The following is a 19,911-nucleotide window of genomic DNA, read 5'->3' on the forward strand; positions in this document are numbered from 1 at the left end:
TTCCTGTCGAGACTTCACGGCTCTTCGTGTCGACATGTTTACTCGGAGTCATGTCACCACGAAGTGTGTCCGGCCAGTATCGGCCTGTAACTAGACGGGCCTCCTTCCGGCTGGTCGCCGTGGCCGCCGCCGTCACCGCCGTCGGCAGCCTGACCGGGCTGGCCCTCGACGCACCGGCGACCACGACGACGGCCGAGCCGGCCATCGAGGACGCCTCCTGGTGGCGCGACGCCGGCCGGGACGGCTCCCGGGACCGGTCGCACCGGCAGGAACGCACCAGCTCCAGCCGTTGGGACGCCGCCCGGGCCGAGCGGGCGCAGCGGGCGGCGTCCGGGCGGTCGACCGCGCCGCCGGCACCCTCCTCCCCCTCCGCGCAGGCCCCGGCACCGGCGCCCGAGGCCGAGACAGCCCCGCAGCAGGCCGGCTCGAGCCCCGCCCCCGCACCCGCCCCCGCCGCTGCCACCCCCGCCCCGACGCCCTCGTCGACGGCGACGGGGGCGGCCGGGAACGCCCCGACGGGCGACGTCGCCGGCTGGCGGCAGGTCTTCTCCGACGACTTCGACGGCTCGACCCTGGGCTCCCAGTGGCGCACCTACTCCGGCCAGCCGGGCGGGTCGCCGTACGGGACCTGGTCCCCGTCCCAGGTGCAGGTCAGCGACGGCTTCCTCAACCTCCGGAACAACCTGCAGAACGGCCAGTGGGTGAGCGGTGGCCTGGCCAGCCGCATCGGCCAGACGTACGGCAAGTGGGAGGTGCGCTTCCGCATCGACGCCAGCGACGAGATCAAGTACGCCGCACTCCTCTGGCCGGACGGCCCCAGCTGGCCGCCGGAGATCGACTTCGCCGAGGACGCGGGGGGCGACCGCAGCGGCACGACCGCCACCCTGCACTACGGCTCGGACGACTCGATGGTCGGCGAGCGGGTCGCCGTCGACCTGACGCAGTGGCACACCATGGGGGTCGAGTGGTCCCCCGGGCGGATCGTCTACACCCTGGACGGCCGGCCGTGGGCGACGACGGAGCACCAGGGCGTGCCGAGCGAGCCGATGCACCTCGCGCTCCAGACCCAGCCGGGCGGCTGCCAGGGCGGCGGTGGGGCGTTCGGGTGCGGCGTCGGCAACCCGGGGACGACGACCATGCAGGTCGACTGGGTGACGATCTACGCCCCGGCCTGACCCGTCCCGGGCGTCGCCGGCCCCGCGGGGCGCCGGCGACGCCCGAGGCGGAGCCCTCCGGTCAGGCTGCGGCACGCACCGCGGCCCTCCGCCCCGCGAGGTACCCGGAAGCCGCGGCGAGCAGGCCCGCTCCCGCGGTGACCGCCCGGGCCGGGCCCCAGCGGTCACCCCGGAGGAGCCGGCGGGCGTCGCGCCACATGCCGCGGGGGATCGCGCCGAGGACGTGCCCACGCTCCGCCGTGAGCGCGGTCCCCTCCTCCAGCGCGGCCATCTCGGCCTTGCCCCGGCCCTCGGCGTGGCACCGGCGCACGAAGTACCGCCAGGTGGCGCGGGAAGCGGGGACGTCGTGGACGATCTCGGCGTCGGGGACGTACAACCAGGAGCGGCCGGTCGCGGCAGCCGCACGGATGCAGAACTCCGTGTCCTCGGGGCTGGAGTCGCCCCCGAGCTTCCCGAAGCCGTCGCGGAAGCCGCCGACCCGGAGGAAGTCCTCCCGCCGGACGGCCATGCTCTCGCTCCACACGTTGCGCACCTCCGCGCGCCCCGTGGGCATCCCCTCGTAGCTGGCGCCGACGACCCACAGGAACTCCGGCGGGAACCAGCGGGGCGCGACGCCGCCGGGCCAGTCGGCGGCCACGCGGCCCCCGGCACCCACGGTTCCCGACGTCTCCTCCAGCCCGCGGACGAGATGCGTCAGCCAGGTGGGCGCAGCCCGGGTGTCGTCGTCCAGGAAGGCGACCACGTCCCCCCGCGCGGCCCGGGCCCCGGCGTTGCGGGTCCCGGACGCGCCGGGCGAGGCGGTGTTGGGGACGACGCGGACCTCCGGGAACGCGCGCGCCACCCGGTCCAGCAGCGCGGGTGCGTGGTCGACGGCGACGACGACCTCCAGCGGGCGCCGCTCCTGCTCCAGGGCGGAGCGGACGGCGGCCTCGAGGCCTGCCCACCGCGCCTCGGTGTAGCAGGCGATGACGACGGAGACCGTCGACTCCGGGGAGCACCGGTACGCCGGGGTCGCCCCGGTGGTGACCGGGTAGGCGGCTGGGGTGGATGGGGTTGTCGGCATGGTCGGCCTCCCGCGCCGTTCGGCGTCGACATCGCCCGGGGACCGGGGGTCTCCCGCGCGTGGTGAGCGCCGACGACGACGGTGTCGCCGGATGGGTCGTCCGACCCGTTCCCGTGTCCGTGGATCACGAGACGTGAGGCTTCCGACCCTAACCGTGACCGACCTGGGCCGCTCTTCCTCGTGGCGGAGGTCATGCGCCGCGGAGCGCTGCCGGGAGGCATGCCGAGGAGTCAGGGCACCGCACCCGCACGGCCGGTGCGGCACCGACCTGGGGGTCCGCGCGGGACCGCCGTCCGGCGCCCCCGCCCGTGTGTTCCTGCCCACGCAGCCACGTCCGTGGGGAGGAGCCAGCCGCGGCCGGGCGCCGTCGCGCGGGTGCGGGTCAGACGTCAGCCGCGACGCTGTCCGCGATGCGCTGGATGAACGGCTGGCGCAGGAGGGAGTTGTGCTCGCCGTGCAGGGTCGTGAACGTGGCCTCGCCCGTCATCACCTGCCGCCAGACGACCAGGCTCGTCTCGTTGAGGTGGCTGACGAACACCGCCGCCCGGCCCGGCCAGTTCCGCGGGCCGTGCATGAGCGCGACGCGGACGCCGAGCTCGAGCATCCCCTCAGTACGTCCTCCCGACGACGGGGGCAGGACCGCGGCGCCGAGCGCCAGGGCGCGGCGCCGCCAGAGCTCCCGCCTCGTCGCCGGAGGGCCGTACTTGTCGTCCCCCGGCAGCGGCGCGACGGCCGGGCGCGACCCGTCCGCCGGGACGTCGGCCCGCCATGCGCGGTCGACCAGGCGCTGCGGGAGCACGGTGTCGACCAGCGTCACGGAGGCGACGGTCTCGCCGTCCTCGGTGAGCCGGCGGGCCACGTCCAGCGCGATCAGGCCGCCCATGGAGTGCCCCACCAACCGGTAGGGCCCCGTCGGCTGGATGCTCCGCAGCCGGCGCAGGTGCCGGCGCGCCGCCATGCCGATGGAGTAGTCGGGCAGCGTCCAGTCCTCGAATCCGTGCGGCTGGAAGGCGTAGACGGGTTGGTCGGCACCCAGAGCCTCGGCCAGCGCCAGGAACGCCTGGCCACCGGCCCCGGCACCGGCGAAGCAGAGGACCGGGGGGCGCGACCCCGTCCCCCGCAGCTCGACGACGCTCCCGTGCTGGCGCTGCGGCTTCACCCCGGATCGGGTTGTCCCACCGCCTTCGCGGTGGTCGGCCACGCGCGCGGCGAGCTGCCGGACCGTGGGGCTCTCGGCGACGTGCGCGGAGGTCAGGACGACCCCGTGCTCCTCGGCGAGCCGGGTGAGCAGCTCCTCGACCCCGAGGGAGTCGCCGCCCAGCGCGGTGAACGTCTCGTCCCGCCCGACGCCGGTCCGGTGGAGCACGGACTCGAAGAGCCCTGCGACGACCTGCTCCCAGTGCCCTTCCGGCGGCACGGGGTCCGGGCGCTGCGGCCGGGGCAGCGCCGCACGGTCGACCTTGCCGCGCTCGTTGCGCGGCAGCTCGTCCAGCAGGACCAGCTCGGCCGGGACCATCCAGCTCGGCAGCCGGGCTGCCAGCTCGCGGCGCAGCTGCGCCGGTGACGGCGTTCGCTGATCGGTGCTCGGGGCCACGTAGCCGACGAGGTGGGTCCGGGTGTCGGTCCGCACGGCGACGACCGACGCGTCGGCCACCCCCTGCGCTGCCCGCAGGGCGGTCTCCACCTCCGCCGGCTCCACCAGGTAGCCGTTGACCTTGACCGCGTCGTCGGCACGGCCCAGCTGGTGGAGCACCCCGTGCTCGTCGTACCGGCCGCGGTCGCTGGTGCGGAAGGAGGCACGGCCGTCCTCGGCCCGGCCGTAGGGGCCGTCCGGCCCGCCTCCCAGGTACGAGCCGAGGTGGGCACCGAGGACGTGCATCGTCCCGACCTCGCCCTGCGGCAGGACCGCCCCGTCGTCCCCGAGGACCTGGATCTCCTTCTCCTCCACGACCCGACCGGCGGGGACGGGACCGTCCGGGACGGGGTCGGTGGGGGCGATCGGCCCGAAGGTGAGCTGACCCGTCTCGGAGGAGCCGAGGTGGTTGACCACGGTGACCGGGCCGAGCCGCTCCCGGGCGGTGCGGACGTCACGCCCCTGCAGGGCCTCCCCGGCCGTGATGACCAGTCGGAGTTCCTCGAGGCGGCCGCCGGTCGGCATGGCCCCGGACAGCGCCCGCAGCAGCGACGGGGTCATCGTCAGCGCGGTGACGCGCTGCTCGGCCAGCCAGGCCGGCAGACCCCGGAGGCCGAGGACCCGGGGGTCGTAGACGTGCACGCCGATCCCGTTGAGCAGGGCGCCGAGGAGCGCGTGCTCGCCGAGCGCGAAGGACGGCGGCAGGACGAGGCCGAAGCGGTCATGAGCGGTCAGGCCGGCGTGCCGCCCGGTGATCGCCGCCTCCGCGACGAGGAAGGCGTGGGTGTGGACCACGCCCTTCGGCCGGCCGGTGGAGCCGGAGGTGAACACGATCGTCGCCGGCCCCTCCGGGTCCGGTCGCGAGGCGGCCGGCCGCGTTCCCGGACCACCGCCCGGGGAAGCGGGGGGTGCGATGAGGTCGTCGAGGTCCGTCACCGCGGGGAAGCCGCCTGCGGTGGCCGCCTGCTCGGCGAGGCGTTCCTCCACGACGCACAGGGCGGCCCCGGCCATCTCCTGGATCTGCTGGAGGCGCCCGGCCGGCAGCTGGGGGTCGAGGATGACGAGCGGGCGCCCGCTGAGGACCACGCCGGACGCCGCGACGACGAGGCCGACCGAGGGCGTGGCCAGGACGGCCACGGGCGCGTCGGGTCGTCCGTCGGACGGCAACCGGCCGATCAACCGGTCGGCAGCAGCTGTCGCACGCGCGGCCAGCTCGCCGAAGGTCAGGCTGACGCCCGGCCCGCTCACCGCCGTGGTGCCGGGGTGCTGGGCCGCTACGGCCACGAGGACCTCGCCCACGGTGCGTCCGCCGACCGGGGAGCCGGCCGCCGTGGACGGGTCGAACGTCGGGACTGTCATGTGCACCGCTTCTCCTGCGCATCGGAACGCGGCAACCCTAGCCGCCGGTGCATCCGGCCAGATCCACCTCACACGATCGTGTACGGAGCGCCACGGCGTGCGGGAAAAGACGCACACTGGTCGGCGCGGGGACACCGCGGGAGACCGCCGGAATCCGTTCGACCGATCACTGTCCGTAGGGACCTCGAGGCGCGGCAGCTGCTTGGCAGGCGGGCAGCGGCCCCGTACCTTGGCGTTCGCCGCCACGGGGCGACGAGGGGTGTGCACGCAACGTGATGAGATGGCGAGTCACAGGAGCCACGGAGACCCTGTCCGTCGTGGTGCGCTCCCTCGACCTGGCCGATGCCGGGTGGGACGCCGAGGTGGCGACGGAGTGCCTGGACGCCGGCGAGCGGGCACGGGCCGCCCGGGGCACGCCGGCCGTGCACCGGCGCCGCGTCCTCGTCCGCGCCGGGCTCCGCCGGGTGCTCGGGGGGCTGCTCGGGGTAGCACCGGCCGACGTCCCGTTGCGCACCGACGGCGACCGCCCCCACCTGCCCGGCGCCGGCCTGCAGTTCTCCTGTTCGGCCAGCGGGGACCTCGCCCTCCTGGCCGTGTCGCGGGACCGCCCCGTCGGGGTGGACGTGCAACGCCACCGCGACGAGGACGCCGGCGGGGCTTCGGACGAGGGCTGGCTCGCCGCAGAGGAGCTGGCCCGTCTCCGGTCGCTGCCGCACGGCCGGCGGGCCAGGGCCGTCACCCGGGCGTGGACGCAGAAGGAGGCGATGGCCAAGGCCCGGGGAACCGGTCTGCGCCGCTTCCCCGTCGACCTCGTGACGCCGATCGCCGACCGCGGTCGGTCGGCCGGTCTCCACCTCGCACCGGTCCGGGTCCCGGTCGGGTACGTCGCGAGCCTCGCCGCAGCGGCTCCGCCGGGACCGGACGTGCTCGTGCCCGTGCCACTGACCCCGGGAGGACGGCCATGACGGACCTCCGCTCGGCACCGGCCGGTTCGCGCCGCCGGGATCAGGAACCGCAGATCCGGGAGCTCCGGTCCCGGTGCGAGGCCGTGGCCGGCCGGCCGCTGCCCACGGCGACGGCGCTGCACGAGTGGTCGGTCGCGTCGTACCGCGGCTTCTGGCGCACCTTCCTCGACTGGGCGGACCTGGCCTGGGAGGGCGCCGCCGAGCCGGTGAGCACGGGGGACGACGTGTGGTCCGCCCGGTTCTTCCCGGGCCTCCGTCTCAACTACGCCGAGAACCTGCTCCGCCCGCTGCCCGGCGTCGACGACGCGGCACCGGCGCTCACCTCGGTGCACGGCGACGGCTCGTCCGAGCGGCTGACCCGGGCCGAGTTGCGCGCGGCCGCCCGCCGGACCTCGCGCGCCCTGGCCGGTGCCGGGGTGCGCGCCGGTGACACGGTGGCGGCCGTTTCGGCCAACAACGCCCGGATCGCCGTCGCGGCGCTCGCCGTGGCCGGACTGGGAGCGGCGCTGTCGACCGCCACCCCCGACATGGGGACCAGCACCCTGCTGGGGCGCTTCGGCCAGGTCGGCGCGAGCACGCTGCTGGTCGACCGCACCGGCCTGGGGGGTGGGCAGGAGTCGGCGGACGGCGTCCTGCGCGACCTTGTGGCGGCCTTGCCGACGAACCGCCGGGTGCTGGTGCTCGACCGGGAGCCGATGCCGGTGCTGCCCGGCCTCGAGGTGGCGCGCCTGGCCGACCTCGTGTCCGCGGTCCCGGTCGACGACCCGGGACCGGACTGGCCGCGGATGGCCTTCGACGACCCGCTGTGGGTCCTCTTCTCCTCCGGGACGACGGGCCCGCCCAAGGCGATGGTGCACGGGATCGGGGGCTCGCTCCTCGAGCACGTCAAGGAGCACCGCCTGCACGTCGACCTCCGCCCCACGGACACGCTGTACTTCCACACCACCACGGCCTGGATGATGTGGAACTGGCAGCTGTCGGCGCTGTCGGTCGGTGCGCACGTCGTCGTCTACGACGGCCCCGTCACCGGCCCCGAGACGATCTGGCGCCTCGCGGCCGAGCACGGCGTCACCGTCCTCGGCACCAGCCCTGCCTACCTGCAGCTGTGCCAGGACGAGGGCTACGTGCCGCGGGATGCCGTCGACGTCAGCGCGGTGCGCGCCGTCCTCTCGACCGGCGCGGTGCTGCACGACTGGCAGTTCACGTGGGTGGCGGAGAACGTCGGTCCGGTGCCGGTGCAGTCCATCTCGGGCGGCACGGACATCGTCGGCTGCTTCGTGCTCGGCCACCCGGAGGTACCGGTGCGCCCGGGACGCTGCCAGTCGATCAGCCTCGGCCTGGACGTGGCCGCGGTCGACGACCACGGGCGCCCGGTGCTCGGCGAGGTCGGCGAGCTCGTCTGCCGCAACCCGTTCCCGTCCCGGCCCGTGCGATTCCTCCGGGACCCCGACGGCGCACGGTTCCGCGCCGCCTACTTCGACCAGCACCCGGGCGCGTGGACCCACGGGGACCGCATCGAGATCGACGCGGACGGGTCCTCCCGGCTCCACGGCCGCTCGGACGGGGTGCTCAACGTCAACGGCATCCGCATCGGCCCGTCGGAGGTCTACACCATCGTGCGGGCCGTGCCCGGCGTGGCCGACGCGATCGCCGTGGAGACCTCCGACCCGGCGGCGCCCGGGAGCAGCCGCATAGTCCTCCTCCTGGTGCTGCAGTCCGGCCACGAGCTCGACGACGCGTTGAGCCGCACGATCCGGGCGACGCTGCGGCGGGAGGGATCGCCGGCGCACGTGCCGTCGGTGATCCTCGCTGTCGACGAGATCCCGATGACCCACAACGGCAAGCGCTCGGACAGCGCCGTGCGCTCGGTCCTGGAGGGGGAGCCCGTCCGCAACGTCTCCGCGCTTCGGAACCCCCGAGCGCTGGAGTCGATCGCCCGAGCCGCCCGGCGGGCGCAGGAGGAGGTGGCCGCGGCCACGGCGGCGACGACGGCTGAGGGGGACGGCGCCCGAGCCGTGGTCTCGCGGGTGTTCGCCGAGGTGCTCGGCGGGCCGGTCCCCGACGACGCCGACTTCTTCGACGCCGGCGGCACCTCGCGCCAGACCATGACGCTGATGCGGCGGCTCCGCATGGAGCTGCACCGGCCGCTGCTCCTGGGGGACTTCCTCGTCGACCCCTCGGTGAGCGGGGTGATCCGGGCACTGTCCGCCGGCGCCACGGCGCAGTCGGCGTGCGAGGCCCTGCGCCGCGGGGACCCGGCCGTGCCCCCGCTCTTCCTCGTGCACGGCTACCTCGGCGACGTGGACATCTACCGCACGATGGTCGACGCCCTGCGGACCCCGGCGTCGGTCTACGGCCTGACCTCCGACCCGCGGATCGCGGCGCGCGAGGGCGTGACGATCGAGGACATCGCCACCCCGCTGGTCGCGGCCGTGCAGCAGACGGCCCCCGAGGGAGACGTGCGGCTGGCCGGCTACTCCTTCGGTGGGCTGGTGGCCTACGAGATGGCCCGCCGGCTCACCGCCGCGGGCCGCGAGGTCACCTTCCTGGGCCTCATCGACACCGAACCCCCGTTCGGCCACCTCACCCGCACGTCCCGGACGATGCGCACGGTGGCCTGGTGGATCGCGCTGGTCGTTCCGGGCATGGTCGAGGACACGGTGCGCGGTGTGCTGCGCCGCCGCCTCGGCCGGGGCAGTTCCCCGGTGGACGAGGAGCGGGAGACGTTCGCGGCCGCGTACCGGGTCTTCAACGCCTACCGGCTGAGGCCCTACGCCGGGCGGGTCACGTACTTCCGGGCCCGCTTCCGGGTGCCGGTGATCGCGAACCTGCTCTTCGTGTGGCGCCGGGTCGCGCCGGACCTGCGGGTCGTCTCCATCCCCGGCTCCCACCACGTCCTGCTCAGCGGCGAGCACACCCCCGAGCTCGCCGCGCGGTTGGACGCGGCGCTGGCGGCCCCGGCGCGGTGACAGGTCCGGCGCCCCGGGGCGCCGGACCGCTCGTCAGCGGGCGCTGAACAGCCGGGCGAGCAGCGAGCGCCGGTACCGACCACAGGTGCAGTGGGCGCAATCGGTCCCCCGGCGGTAGTGCTGGTGGGCCTGCCGGCCGTGGCCGCAGCCGCGGCAGGGGGCCGCGCCGGTCTGCGGGACGAGCGCCGGGGCGGGCACCGGCTGCGCGAGCGCGGTGTTGCCGGTGATCACGGCTCGACGGGCGGGCTCCATGGGACCTCCTGGGCTGCGGGCCTGCCCGGGTGGGCCTGGCGGCAGCTCAGAGTACGACTTCGCTGCGCAGTCGACTACTTACTCACCGTCCGGAGGAGTGAGCGGCCGCAGCGGCCCCACCCGTCACGGTGGTCAGCGCCCGCGCCGCCAGGACGGCGCGGACCGGGAGCCGCTGGTAGCGCTCGCAGGTGCAGAACGCGCAGTCGGCACCCGCGCGGTGGTGCTCGTGCGCCGCGCGGCAGTGCCCGCAGCGGCGGCACGGTGGCGTCGTCCCGCCCCGGGTCGGCGGCAGCTCCCCCACGACCCGGAGGTGCGCCGGACGCCGGCTCGGGCCGGACGACGCCACCATGCCCCCATCCTGCCACCACCTGCGCCTGCGCAGGTGGGAGCAGGCGCGCCCCTGCTCCGCCCCGCCCCCGTGCCGGGGCGGAGCAGGGTCACGCCGTCCGGCCGGCCCGCTCCGCGGCGGCCTCGGCCGCTGCGGGCACCTCGTCCGCCGCCGGCCGGGCTACCGGCAGCTGCACCGGCGTCACCGGGACGCGGCGGCCCTTGGCGTTGCACCGCTCGACGGCGAGCGCGCGCAGCACCCGGAAGCCGTCCCGCCAGGTGTTGAGGTTGCTGATGCCGTGGACGCGGGGGAACTCGAAGCTCGGGACCTCGGTGATCCGCATCCCGGCCTTGGCCATGCGGGTGTTGATGATCGTCTCGATCTCGAACCCGTCGCCCCACAGCTTGCCGTCGTGGGTCCGGGTGCCGGGGTCGAGCTCCAGCGCCGGCAGGCAGTGCGCCCAGAAGGCGTTGTAGCCGTAGCAGAGATCGGTGTACGACGTCCCGAACAGGGCGTTGGCGATCCGGTTGAGCCAGCGGTTGCCCCACTGGCGCAGGGCCGTGATGTCGGTGCTGCCGCCGCCGGGGGCGAACCGGCTGCCCTTGGCGAAGTCGGCGCCGGCGACCAGCGCCGCGACGAACCGCTCGATCTCCGCCGGGTCGGCCGAGCCGTCGGCGTCGAGCATGACGACGACGTCGCCGGTGACCTCGGCGAAGCCGCAGGCCATGGCGTTGCCCTTGCCGTGCCGGTTCTGCAGCACGATGCGGACGTCAGGGCGCAGGGACCGCGCGACCTCGATCGTGCCGTCGACGCTGTGCCCGTCGACGACGATCACCTCGTGCACGTCCGCGGGGATGGCCGCGAAGACGTGGGGGAGGTTCTTGGCCTCGTTGTAGGTCGGGATCACGACGCTGACCCGGGGCGCGACGGCGCGGGCAGCGGTGGGGAAGACGCTGGGGTGGAGGACGACCTCGGCGTTCGGCCGGGCGTCGCGGTACGAGTGGTCGGTCATTCCTCTGCCTTCGTGCTGTCTCCGGATGCGGGGGACCCGCGCGAGCTGGGCGCGGGCAGACCCGCGGAACTGGTTCGGACGCCGGGTGGGCGTCGGCGCGCTCTGGGCGTGCCGGGGACCGGCTGGTGACGGGACCTACGCGCGTGGCGCGGGCAGCGTTCAGCCGGTGGGCGACCTGGTCAGTCGGGAGAGCAGCCCGGCTCGTCGGCGGGGTCCGCGGGGACGGCGGCGGCGCCGGACCGGATCGACCCGGCGGCGAGCACCTCGGGAGCGGCCACCTCGCTGCCGAGGATCGCGGCGAGCTGGCCGGAGGGGTCGTGCGAGCCCGCGCCGGTCAGCACGGTGCCACCGGAGGTGGCGGTGCACGGCGCGGCCGGGACGGCGGGCGGCGGCGGGGGTGCCGGCGGCGGCACGGGCGGGCCGGCCGGCGGGCCCGCGTCGACGGCGAGCAGGACGGGTGCCTGCGGGTCGGCCGGGGCGATGACCGGCGTCACCGGTGCGGCGGGCGCGGCGCGGGCCGGGGCCACCCCCGCGGAGCCGGTCTCGGGAGAGGCGGACGAGCGGGCCGACCCGCCGCGGGGCCCGGCGTCCTCGGGCGCGGGGCCGGGGTCCCCGTCGACGTCGGTCGCGGTCGCGGTGGAGGCGGCGGGGGCGGCGCGGGGGGTCGGCGTGCACGTGTCCGGCTCGGGGCCGGCCACCTCGAGGGCGGCCTCCGCGGTCGTCGCCCCGGCGGCCGCGGTGCCGTGGTCGGCGGCGACCTCGTCGGCGGGGGCCTCCTCTGCCGGGGTCTCCTCGGGGACGACCGGCTCCGCCGCGTCGGTCACCGGCGCGGGCGCCGGTGTGGCGGGCTTCGTCGCCGCGGGCGCCGGCGTGGCCGGCTTCACCGTCGCGGGGGCCGTGGGCTCGGCGGTCCCGGTCCCCGGGGTGGCCGGGGTGGCCGCCGGGTCGGCCGGCTCCTCCGTGGCGGGCCCATCCGTGGCGGGCCCATCCGTGGCGGGCCCATCCGTGGCGGGCCCATCCGTGGCGGGCCCATCCGTGGCGGGCCCATCCGTAGCGGGCTCCTCGGTGGCGGGCTCCCCGGTCACCGGCTCCCCGGTCACCGGCTCCCCGGTCACCGGCTCCCCGGTCACCGGCTCCTCGGCCACCGGCTCCTCGGCCACCGGCTCCTCGGCCACCGGCTCCCCGGTGGCGGGCTCCCCGGTGGCCGGCTTCTCGGCGGGCTCCTCGGCCACCGGCTCGTCGGCGGCCGGCTCCACGACCTTGGGCTCGGCGGTGAGCGGCTCCTGGGCGGCGGGCGCCTCGCTCACCGGCTCGGGGGCCACCGGGGGCGCGGCCTCGGGCTCGGCGGGGACCGGCTCCACGGCGGCGGAGGGCTCGACCGGGGCTGCGGGGTCCTCCTCGGGGGGGCCGTGGTGGCCGTGCTCCCGGTGCTCCGCGGCGGCCGCCTCGGACCGGTGCTCGGACGGCTCATGTGCGCGCGCCTGCCCGGCGAGGGCCACGGCGAGCACCCAGAGGCCGAGGAGCAGGGCGCCGGCGAGCAGGACCCGGCGGGCGGTCTCGAGCAGGCGCGGGCGTGCGACAGCTCCGGCTGTCCCACGTGCACTGCCGACCGACATGCCCGACCCCCGTCCCACATCCGCTCGGGCGGCGATGTGGGTGGGTGAACGGGTATCGGACCCGGCTCCACCCCACAGAGACCTTCCGGGAGAAGGGTTGGGTGATCAACCGATCAAGTGCACCATCCGGCCAAGATGCGGCGTGTCCTACCCTGCGTGATCGGTCGACAGTGATGAGCAGCGGAACTCCGTGGTTCGCGCCACAGCGTTGTCACCGATACGGGCGGTCGGCTCCGGACGGCATCCTTCGAGATCCAGACGGTGTTCCGACCTCCCGGCAAGTTGTGGCCTCTGGCCTGTGCGTAGCTGCCAGCCTGCCGGCAGTCCTGAGCGCAGGGGAGCCTTGGCGGTCGCCGACCAGCCCGCGTCGCTCAGCCCGTCGTCCACTCCAGGTGCAGGACGGGAGCCCGCGCAGCGCCGCTCTCGAAGGACTTCGCAGTTCGTGTCCCCTCACCGTTGATCACGATCACGACAGCGTTCCCGCTGCCCCAGCCCGGCCGATCGACGATCTCCTGGAGGACTGCGGCGAGGTCCGGGGTTCGCTGGTCCGCAGTGCGGGCGTTGATCGTCGGCCAGGACGGCGCAGCCCAGCTCACGGTTGCGCCCGTCAGCGGCCGCGACGAGATGTCCTGGCTCGCCGTCGTGAAGGCCGGCGCATCGTCCGCCGCCTGCCCGGCAACAGTGAAGTTCGCTGCCGCGGTTCCCGCCTCGTCCACCTGGAACTGCACGTAGGCGTTGGTGATCCGAGCTCCCGGCGGCACCGCCACGTCCGAGAAGCGGAGCCCGACGGTCTGCACCATCGTCCCGTCCACGCCCAACTGGAGATCCCAGCTGGCGAGGGAGGTGCTCCACCGACGCTGCTCGGCGTCATCCCCGCCGCTGCGAACCGGGACGTCCAGGACGCCGCTCTGGGGTTGCTCCGCCGAGGTCACCTCGACGGCCACGTCGTCCTGCGCGGACAACTCCCCGTCACTGCCGGTCAGCCGCAGCACGTAACTGCCCGCCGCGCTGAACGTCGCCGTCGTCGAGGCCGATGCCGGATCGGCGAACGTCACCGTCCCCGGCCCGCTGACCATCGACCACGCCGCGGTCACCGACGACCCCGCCGGCAACCCGTCATCGGTCACCGACCCCGACAACGACGCACCATCCGGCAGCGTCACCGCCGCATCCGGCCCGGCGCTCACCGTCGGAGGTGTATTGGTAGGCGGAGGCGCACCCCCACTGACCTCGACGGCCACGTCGTCCTGCGCGGACAACTCCCCGTCACTGCCGGTCAGCCGCAGCACGTAACTGCCCGCCGCGCTGAACGTCGCCGTCGTCGAGGCCGATGCCGGATCGGCGAACGTCACCGTCCCCGGCCCGCTGACCATCGACCACGCCGCGGTCACCGACGACCCCGCCGGCAACCCGTCATCGGTCACCGACCCCGACAACGACGCACCATCCGGCAGCGTCACCGCCGCATCCGGCCCGGCGCTCACCGTCGGCGCCGCGTTGGTGGCGGTCAACGGTGGGAAGGCCACAGCCATCTCGTAGAAGCGCCCATCGTTCTCGTCGGGACGGTTCCAGTTGTCGACACCGCGGTCGACGATGTACAGGTTCAGCGCTCCGGATCCGTTGCTGGCGGGGGCGACCGCGATACCGGCGGCCGCTCGGGGTTTCGCCGCCGTGATTTTGACGACGTTCAACAAGTTGCCCTGCCGGTCGACCTCGTAGACCTGCTTGCTCTGGCTGTCGAGCACGAGAATCGTGTCCCGGGCCGGGTGGTAGGCGATGCCCTCCGGGTCCATGGCGCCGTGCCGCTCGACGTCGAAGTGCGTCGCCGTGTCGTCGCCGGCGGGAGGGACCCCGTTGAAGACCCCGTCAGGACCGGGGCCGTACAGCCAGACTTCCTTGTTCGTCCCGTCGATGACGAGGAGATTGCCGTCCCTCGTGAACTCTAGGTCGACGGCGACGTCCTCGGGGTCGTTGTTGCCGATCCCGCGCGTGGAGAAGGAGGTGATGGTGTCGTCCGGCGTCCCGTGCCGGCTGTCAGGACCGGGCTGGACCTGGAAGATCCGGTCCTTGTCGTCGTCCGAGACGAAGAGGTGTCCCGTGGAGGGCCGGTAGCCCACGCCGGCCGGCTCGTAGGACCACGGGACCGTCGTCCCCCCAGGGAAGTCAGCGTCCTGCACGCCGTCGAGGCGCGAGATGAAAAGGTTCGTTCCCGCGTACCACTGCATCTCCTCGACCTCGCCGTCACTGATGATCAGCCGGTTGGTCGCGGGGTTGTAGGTGATCCCCGAGGGATCGGGGCTGGGACGGGCCCACGTGGAGGTTGGCCGGGTGGCGACGAGACTCGCCTCGACGACGGCTGCCTGCGCGGTAGACGGCACGAAGATCGTCGCCACGCCGCCCGTCAGGGTCAGCACCAGCCCGAGACTCATCTTTTGCAGACGTGTACTCACATCACCCTCGATCACTCGACGCCGCGGACAGCCTTGGAGCAGGCGATGGCGGTGTCAATAGGAGGTGTCGTCAGGAGGTGTCGTCATGCGCGGGCTTTCCAGCTCCGCGCAGTTCGAAATCCGATCCGCGTTACACCGTTGCGGACGGTCACCTGATCTCCGGGTGTAGAGCAGCACCTGCATGCAGGCTGTCCGGGACCACACCGGCCACGACGGTGCTTCAATGCACTGTCCGACGGCTGCTGGAGCGCGTGCGCGACCAGCGCGGAGCAGCGCCCCCGAAGCGTTCGACGCTCCTGGCAGGCGCCGCGTTCCCACAGCAGCGCTCTCGAGCAACCGCCACAGCGGGAATTCACCGGACGCTACGGGCACGAGCCCACAGCACTGCCGGTCTCGGCTGTCAGCGTCGAAGCGCCGATTGGCCGATGGGCAAGGGCGCTCCGGTCATGTGAGGAGCCGGTGGAACGCCGACGAGTTCGAGGACCGTGGGTGCGATGTCCTCGAGGTCCACCGGGTCGGGGTGGATTCGGTGGTCACCCGTCCGGATCCACAAGGCCCCTTCGCTCTTGTGCCGGCCGCTGCGGACCGTGTGAATAGGCGTGAAGACCTCGTCCATCCGTGGTTCGCTGCCATCCCCGGTACCGGTGATCCGACCGTCGGCGATCCCGGTGTGCGTGATGGCACAGCCGCCTATGAGTGCGTTGCCCTCTCTAGTGAACTGCATGAGTGGCACGCCTTCGACTGCAAGCCGACCATAGGCTTCGTAGCTGCGAATCGCTTCGGCCTCGGTCGGAAACCGCATGAGGAACTCCTCAGCCATGACCGGGCGCACATCCACGTCGCGCTCGGACAGTCCGACCAGCCGCAGGATTGCTGCCCAGTCACGCGGTCGGTACGTCTGCTTCGTGGCAGATGTCCACGGCTGCTGGCTCAGCGCGGTGCAGAAGACGAGGACCGTCCTCGGATAGTCGGCGAGCATCCTGCCGATAATCCGATCCATCGACCGGTAGCCATAACGGACGGCGTCTGCGTACGAGGCGTGGTCGGACTGCTCGGGCGGAGTCTCGAACGCTGCCGGGTCCATGTGCCTCCAGAAGTAGTGCTGGTAGTGCGCCGTGCTGTTGCTGAAAAATGTGGCAAAATCGACCCGCTCACGACGTGCGTAGTAGCGGAAGATGTCGTACTGGATCCAGTCGAGGACACTCGCTCGTCGCCAGCGCAAGCCCGCATCACGGCGCTCGTCGAGCAATTGACGAAGGACCACGGAGACTGTGCGGGGAGTGAGGCCGTGGCGTAGCAGAAATGCTACGAAGGCAGGGAGCCCGGCTCCCGGAGTCGTGCCCTCGGTCCGCGAGGAGTCCCGGACCATGGCACCCACGGTTCGCATGAAGGGTTGTAATGAATCTGGGGAAGCCACCGCAGCCGCGTTCCAAGGATCCGGCACGTAGAACCCGGAAAGTTCCCTGTAGGGGATGTTCATGGCCCCGAAGACCCCGACGCGGAGGCCGGCGTCAGACGCGAGCTGCGCCACGCCCGGCAGGCGCATCGACTCCTGGGGGGAGGAGTCGGCTTGAGGTGCTCCTCCGAGGTGTCGGAGGCCGTGCTGGAGGTGCGACACACCGAGGTGCACCGTCGGCCACTGGATCCACGGCTCCAGGTTCGGAGGTTCCGCGCGGGCATCGGTCGTGAACACGTGCGACGTGTCATGCAGACGGCGAAAGTTGGGCAGCTCGCCTGCCGCCATGAACTGGGTGAGCAGTTGCGGCGAGAGTTCGTTGAACTCAATCTGCAGGACCTTCATGACGCTCCTCGGGTCGAGAACCCGACCCGGTCCACCGCAGGTCGGAGGCAGCGATCCTGCCCTCGTGCGTCGTGCGGTGTGAAGGGATGTCGCCACCGGAGCAGGATGCGTCGCAACTATTCCTGCAGACTGGTGAGATCCCAGCCCGCCCCCTCCACGACGGTGAGCAGCAGGTCATCGAGTCGAACGGAGCGGGACCGGACCGGAGCGGGACCGGACCGGGGTGGCGACCAGCGACTCAGTCATCTACGGGCACCCGGTATCCCTCGGGGAGGACGTCCCAGTACTCCGGTGTCAGCGGCAGGTCGCACAGCGCGGTCGGGCGGAGGGGCCAGAGCTGGCCACGTCCTTCCGCCCGGGTGTCTTCCAGCTTCAGCTCCGTCACGCCGGCGGAGTCACCGATGTAGAACCCGTACTCCTGCAGAGCCTTGGCGATCACCCTGGCCTGCGGCTCGAGGTCGAGCGCTGCGAGATCGACCGTGGGCTTGATCCGGAAGCGCAGACCCTGGGGTGGTGCATCCGGATGCGTCGAGTCGCCGTCGCTACCCACCATGGGGAAAACGTGGCGTCGAGACGCTTCCGGGCCAGAAGCGACCTTGAGTACGTGCTCGATCCGCCCGGCCGTCACCTCGTCGAGGCGGACCATCATGACTGCCCCGTTGTTGCCGCGATGGCTCCCTATGTTGCGCTGATCCGACGCTTGACCGGTGCCCACGTGGAGACCGTTGGAGGCCAGGTAGGTGACGGTCGCGGCGCTCGCCGACCACGTGTCCGCCTCTGCGTCGTAAGCCGCGTCGGTGAACGTGGCGACGTACCCGCGGTCGACGTCCACGACGGCCATGGGCCCGTCGCTGTTGTCGGCGGGAAGCGCACCGTTGGGGATGCGCAAGCCGCGGATCTCAGGAGGCACCACGGGCGTCGGTACGTCGACGTCGTACTCCGGGTCACCGGGCTGAGCCCAGTAGACCGGGTGTCCCCACCGGTTGTCACCGGCGCCCGCCAGGTGGACGCATCCCCCCGCCGCCTCGTCCGCAGTCAGCATGTACCGCAGGATCTGCTCTTCGCGGGGGTGGTCAGGGGCATCCTCAGGCAGGGGGGTGTTCCACCACGAGTCTGCGGTGAACGCCCGCAACGGGCCGCCATCGACGACGGGGGCTGGGTGCCAGCCCCGTCCGCGGTCATCCTCGGGCGATGCACCCGCGATGCAGCCACTCACCGATGCCCAGAGGATGACGAAGGTCAGAGGCCGCACGACCCCCCAACTGCGCCGGGTTCCCGGCCGACCAGCCACCGGCGACTCCAGGTTTCTCGAGCGTACGAGACCGAACCGTAGGGACGTCCCTCACCGACTGGCAATGGGCTGGCACCGCAGCTCTGTCGGAAGCTCCCGGCATGGATAGCATCAGCTGCTCGGCCACTGCGGAGCCGACCGGGAGGTCCTGGATGAGTGACGCGCTCTCGACCGACCTCTGGCCTTGCCAGAAACCGCATGCGCGCGTCACCGAGGGGGACCGGGATCGCCGCGCTCCCGACCGCAGACCCGGTCACGTGTCACGAAAGGGATCACGATGACGCCCTCCGACACCAGGGGCCGGCTGCCGAACCTCCTGATCGCGGGAGTGTCCAAGGCAGGGACGACATCGCTATTTAGGTATCTGGCTCAGCACCCCGACATCTGCCCTGCAGACGTCAAGGAACTGCGGTACTTCTCGGCACTGCGCTATGGGGAGCCCCTGGCCCCGCTGGAGAGCTACAGCAGGCACTTCGCCCACTGCCGTGACCATCGTTACCGGATGGAAGCAACCCCCGGCTACTACGCAGGCGGCCGACTTGTCGCTGACGCGGTGGCCGCTCTGCTCCCTGACGCACGCGTGGTCGTCAGTTTTCGTGACCCGGTCCAGCGGTGTTGGTCCTGGTACCGCTTCGTCCGGAGTACGGCACGGATTCCCAAGGACATGACCTTCGCGGAGTACCTGGACCGGTGTGAGACGCTCCACCGTGGCAGCACTGACGGCTTGCGCGTCAATCAGCCTTTCTGGGGACTCGGGGGCGGCTGTTACGATTTCTGGATCGACGCCTGGATGGAGATTTTCGGCGAGCGACTGCGTGTCGAGTTCTTCGAGAACGTGATCCGGGATCCGCGCGCCGTGGTGGAAGGCCTGTGCACCTGGCTCCGAATAGACACCTCCGTATGTGCGTCCCTCCGCTACGGCGTGGAAAACAAGACGGTCCAGTACAGGAACAAGAAATTGCAGCAGCTGGCCTTGACGGTTCACCGGCGGAGTGAGCGGTTCCTCACCGCTCACCCCGGCCTCAAGCGCTCGGTTCGCAGCGCCTATTACGCGGTGAACAGCGAGCACACCGATGAACGCCTCGGCTCTGCCGAGCGCCAACGACTCGATGAGTTCTACGGCCCGCACAACGACCGGTTAGCCACGAGACTAGAGACTGCCGGGCTGAACCACTTCCCCGACTGGTTGCACAGACATCGCCAACCGCGGGGAGATTCGACCATCCAGTAGCGGTAGCGAAGGGGGCACCCCACGTCCCGGGCAGGAGTCTGGACTCGGCGAGCGACTGTGCGCCCGACCGGCCCGTGCATCTGCCGAGTGACGTCCCGCTGGTGGGATCGTGGTCAGCCTCACCGTAACGAGACGTCGAGCCTCCCCCGATATCTCACGTCGACGTCGACTTCCACATTCGCCGACGACATCCCCCGCACGCATCGTGGGTACCGCCGGTTCGGCACCGGGGCGGCCGGCGGTCCGCACGCCTGCTGGGCCACGGTTGTCTCGCCCCGGGTTCAGTGGAGGCTCGGAACTGACGCGGCGACGGTAGTCGCCGCGGGGTGGTGCCGGTAGAAGGTGTCCTCGTGCTCGGCCGGTGGGATAGGCCAAGCTCGCCGTGCAGGCGTCGGTGGTTGAACCAGTCGATGTACTCGGCGACGGCGATCTCGAGGTCGTCGATGCCCTTCCAGGGGCCCCGGTTGCGCACCAGCTCGGCCTTGAACAGCGAGTTGAACGCCTCGGCCAGCGCGTTGTCGTAGGAGTCGCCGGTGGAACCGACCGAGGCCACCGCGCCGGCCTCGGCCAGCCGTTGGGTGTAGCGCACCGCGAGGTACTGGACGCCCTTGTCCGAGTGGTGGACCAGGCCGTCGACGTTGATGGCGCTCGCCGAATCTCCCCAGGTGTGCTCACCGAAAGTCCCCACCCGGGAGCGGGGTCAGGTTAGCGGTCGTCGGGTGCCGGTGGTGGCGCGGCGGAGGGTGTCGGTGCGGGCGTGATGGTC

13 protein-coding genes and 1 pseudogene are annotated in these 19,911 nt (G+C 72.8%); 4 read left to right on the plus strand and 10 right to left on the minus strand.

Annotation, left to right across the window (positions count from 1 at the left end; genetic code table 11):
- The first annotated feature begins 50 nt into the window (after positions 1 to 50).
- Complete coding sequence (locus D0Z06_RS07090; RefSeq protein ID WP_158579900.1) at positions 51 to 1,175, plus strand: glycoside hydrolase family 16 protein; 1,125 nt, start codon at positions 51 to 53, stop codon at positions 1,173 to 1,175.
- A 61-nt stretch (positions 1,176 to 1,236) separates the two neighbouring features.
- Here D0Z06_RS07090 and D0Z06_RS07095 read toward each other — a convergent pair whose 3' ends face one another.
- Both D0Z06_RS07095 and D0Z06_RS07100 read right to left on the minus strand, forming a co-directional pair.
- The gene (locus tag D0Z06_RS07095) at positions 1,237 to 2,238 is read right to left on the minus strand and encodes a glycosyltransferase family 2 protein (RefSeq protein ID WP_117376639.1); all 1,002 of its coding nucleotides are present in this window, start codon (positions 2,236 to 2,238) and stop codon (positions 1,237 to 1,239) included.
- A 382-nt stretch (positions 2,239 to 2,620) separates the two neighbouring features.
- Complete coding sequence (locus D0Z06_RS07100; protein WP_147331987.1) at positions 2,621 to 5,230, minus strand: alpha/beta fold hydrolase; 2,610 nt, start codon at positions 5,228 to 5,230, stop codon at positions 2,621 to 2,623.
- 317 nt (positions 5,231 to 5,547) lie between these two features.
- Here D0Z06_RS07100 and D0Z06_RS07105 point away from each other — a divergent pair, with 317 nt between their 5' ends.
- Positions 5,548 to 6,195, plus strand: a complete 648-nt coding sequence (locus tag D0Z06_RS07105) for a 4'-phosphopantetheinyl transferase family protein (RefSeq protein ID WP_158579901.1) — start codon at positions 5,548 to 5,550, stop codon at positions 6,193 to 6,195.
- On the plus strand, positions 6,192 to 9,164 hold the full coding sequence (locus tag D0Z06_RS07110; protein ID WP_117376642.1) for an acetoacetate--CoA ligase: 2,973 nt from the start codon (positions 6,192 to 6,194) through the stop codon (positions 9,162 to 9,164). Before D0Z06_RS07105 ends, D0Z06_RS07110 begins: the two co-directional genes overlap by 4 nt.
- A gap of 33 nt (positions 9,165 to 9,197) precedes the next feature.
- Here the strand turns inward: D0Z06_RS07110 and D0Z06_RS07115 are convergent, their stop codons facing one another.
- The 7 genes from D0Z06_RS07115 to D0Z06_RS07150 form a co-directional block, all read right to left on the minus strand.
- Positions 9,198 to 9,416, minus strand: coding sequence for a hypothetical protein (locus D0Z06_RS07115; RefSeq protein ID WP_147331989.1), 219 nt, complete (start codon positions 9,414 to 9,416; stop codon positions 9,198 to 9,200).
- An 82-nt stretch (positions 9,417 to 9,498) separates the two neighbouring features.
- Positions 9,499 to 9,765, minus strand: a complete 267-nt coding sequence (locus tag D0Z06_RS25275) for a hypothetical protein (protein ID WP_117376644.1) — start codon at positions 9,763 to 9,765, stop codon at positions 9,499 to 9,501.
- An 88-nt stretch (positions 9,766 to 9,853) separates the two neighbouring features.
- Positions 9,854 to 10,756 (minus strand): glycosyltransferase family 2 protein, encoded by a 903-nt coding sequence (locus D0Z06_RS07125; protein WP_117376645.1) that lies wholly within the window; start codon positions 10,754 to 10,756, stop codon positions 9,854 to 9,856.
- 179 nt (positions 10,757 to 10,935) lie between these two features.
- Positions 10,936 to 12,372 (minus strand): hypothetical protein, encoded by a 1,437-nt coding sequence (locus D0Z06_RS25280; RefSeq protein WP_158579902.1) that lies wholly within the window; start codon positions 12,370 to 12,372, stop codon positions 10,936 to 10,938.
- 371 nt (positions 12,373 to 12,743) lie between these two features.
- The gene (locus tag D0Z06_RS07140; protein WP_147331991.1) at positions 12,744 to 14,786 is read right to left on the minus strand and encodes a PKD domain-containing protein; all 2,043 of its coding nucleotides are present in this window, start codon (positions 14,784 to 14,786) and stop codon (positions 12,744 to 12,746) included.
- Positions 14,787 to 15,222: 436 nt separating this feature from the next.
- Positions 15,223 to 16,623, minus strand: a complete 1,401-nt coding sequence (locus D0Z06_RS07145) for a hypothetical protein (RefSeq protein WP_117376648.1) — start codon at positions 16,621 to 16,623, stop codon at positions 15,223 to 15,225.
- Between the two features lie 238 nt (positions 16,624 to 16,861).
- Positions 16,862 to 17,665: a hypothetical protein gene (locus D0Z06_RS07150; protein WP_147331992.1), complete on the minus strand. Its 804-nt coding sequence runs from the start codon at positions 17,663 to 17,665 to the stop codon at positions 16,862 to 16,864.
- Between the two features lie 526 nt (positions 17,666 to 18,191).
- Here D0Z06_RS07150 and D0Z06_RS07155 point away from each other — a divergent pair.
- Positions 18,192 to 19,145: a sulfotransferase family protein gene (locus tag D0Z06_RS07155; RefSeq protein ID WP_117376650.1), complete on the plus strand. Its 954-nt coding sequence runs from the start codon at positions 18,192 to 18,194 to the stop codon at positions 19,143 to 19,145.
- Between the two features lie 281 nt (positions 19,146 to 19,426).
- On the opposite strand, the pseudogene D0Z06_RS07160 reads toward D0Z06_RS07155, so the two are convergent.
- Positions 19,427 to 19,776 (minus strand): annotated as a pseudogene (locus D0Z06_RS07160) (integrase core domain-containing protein); the annotation flags it as partial.
- Between the last annotated feature and the right edge of the window lie 135 nt (positions 19,777 to 19,911).

Source organism: Geodermatophilus marinus, assembly GCF_003428645.1.
Lineage (GTDB): Bacteria > Actinomycetota > Actinomycetes > Mycobacteriales > Geodermatophilaceae > Geodermatophilus.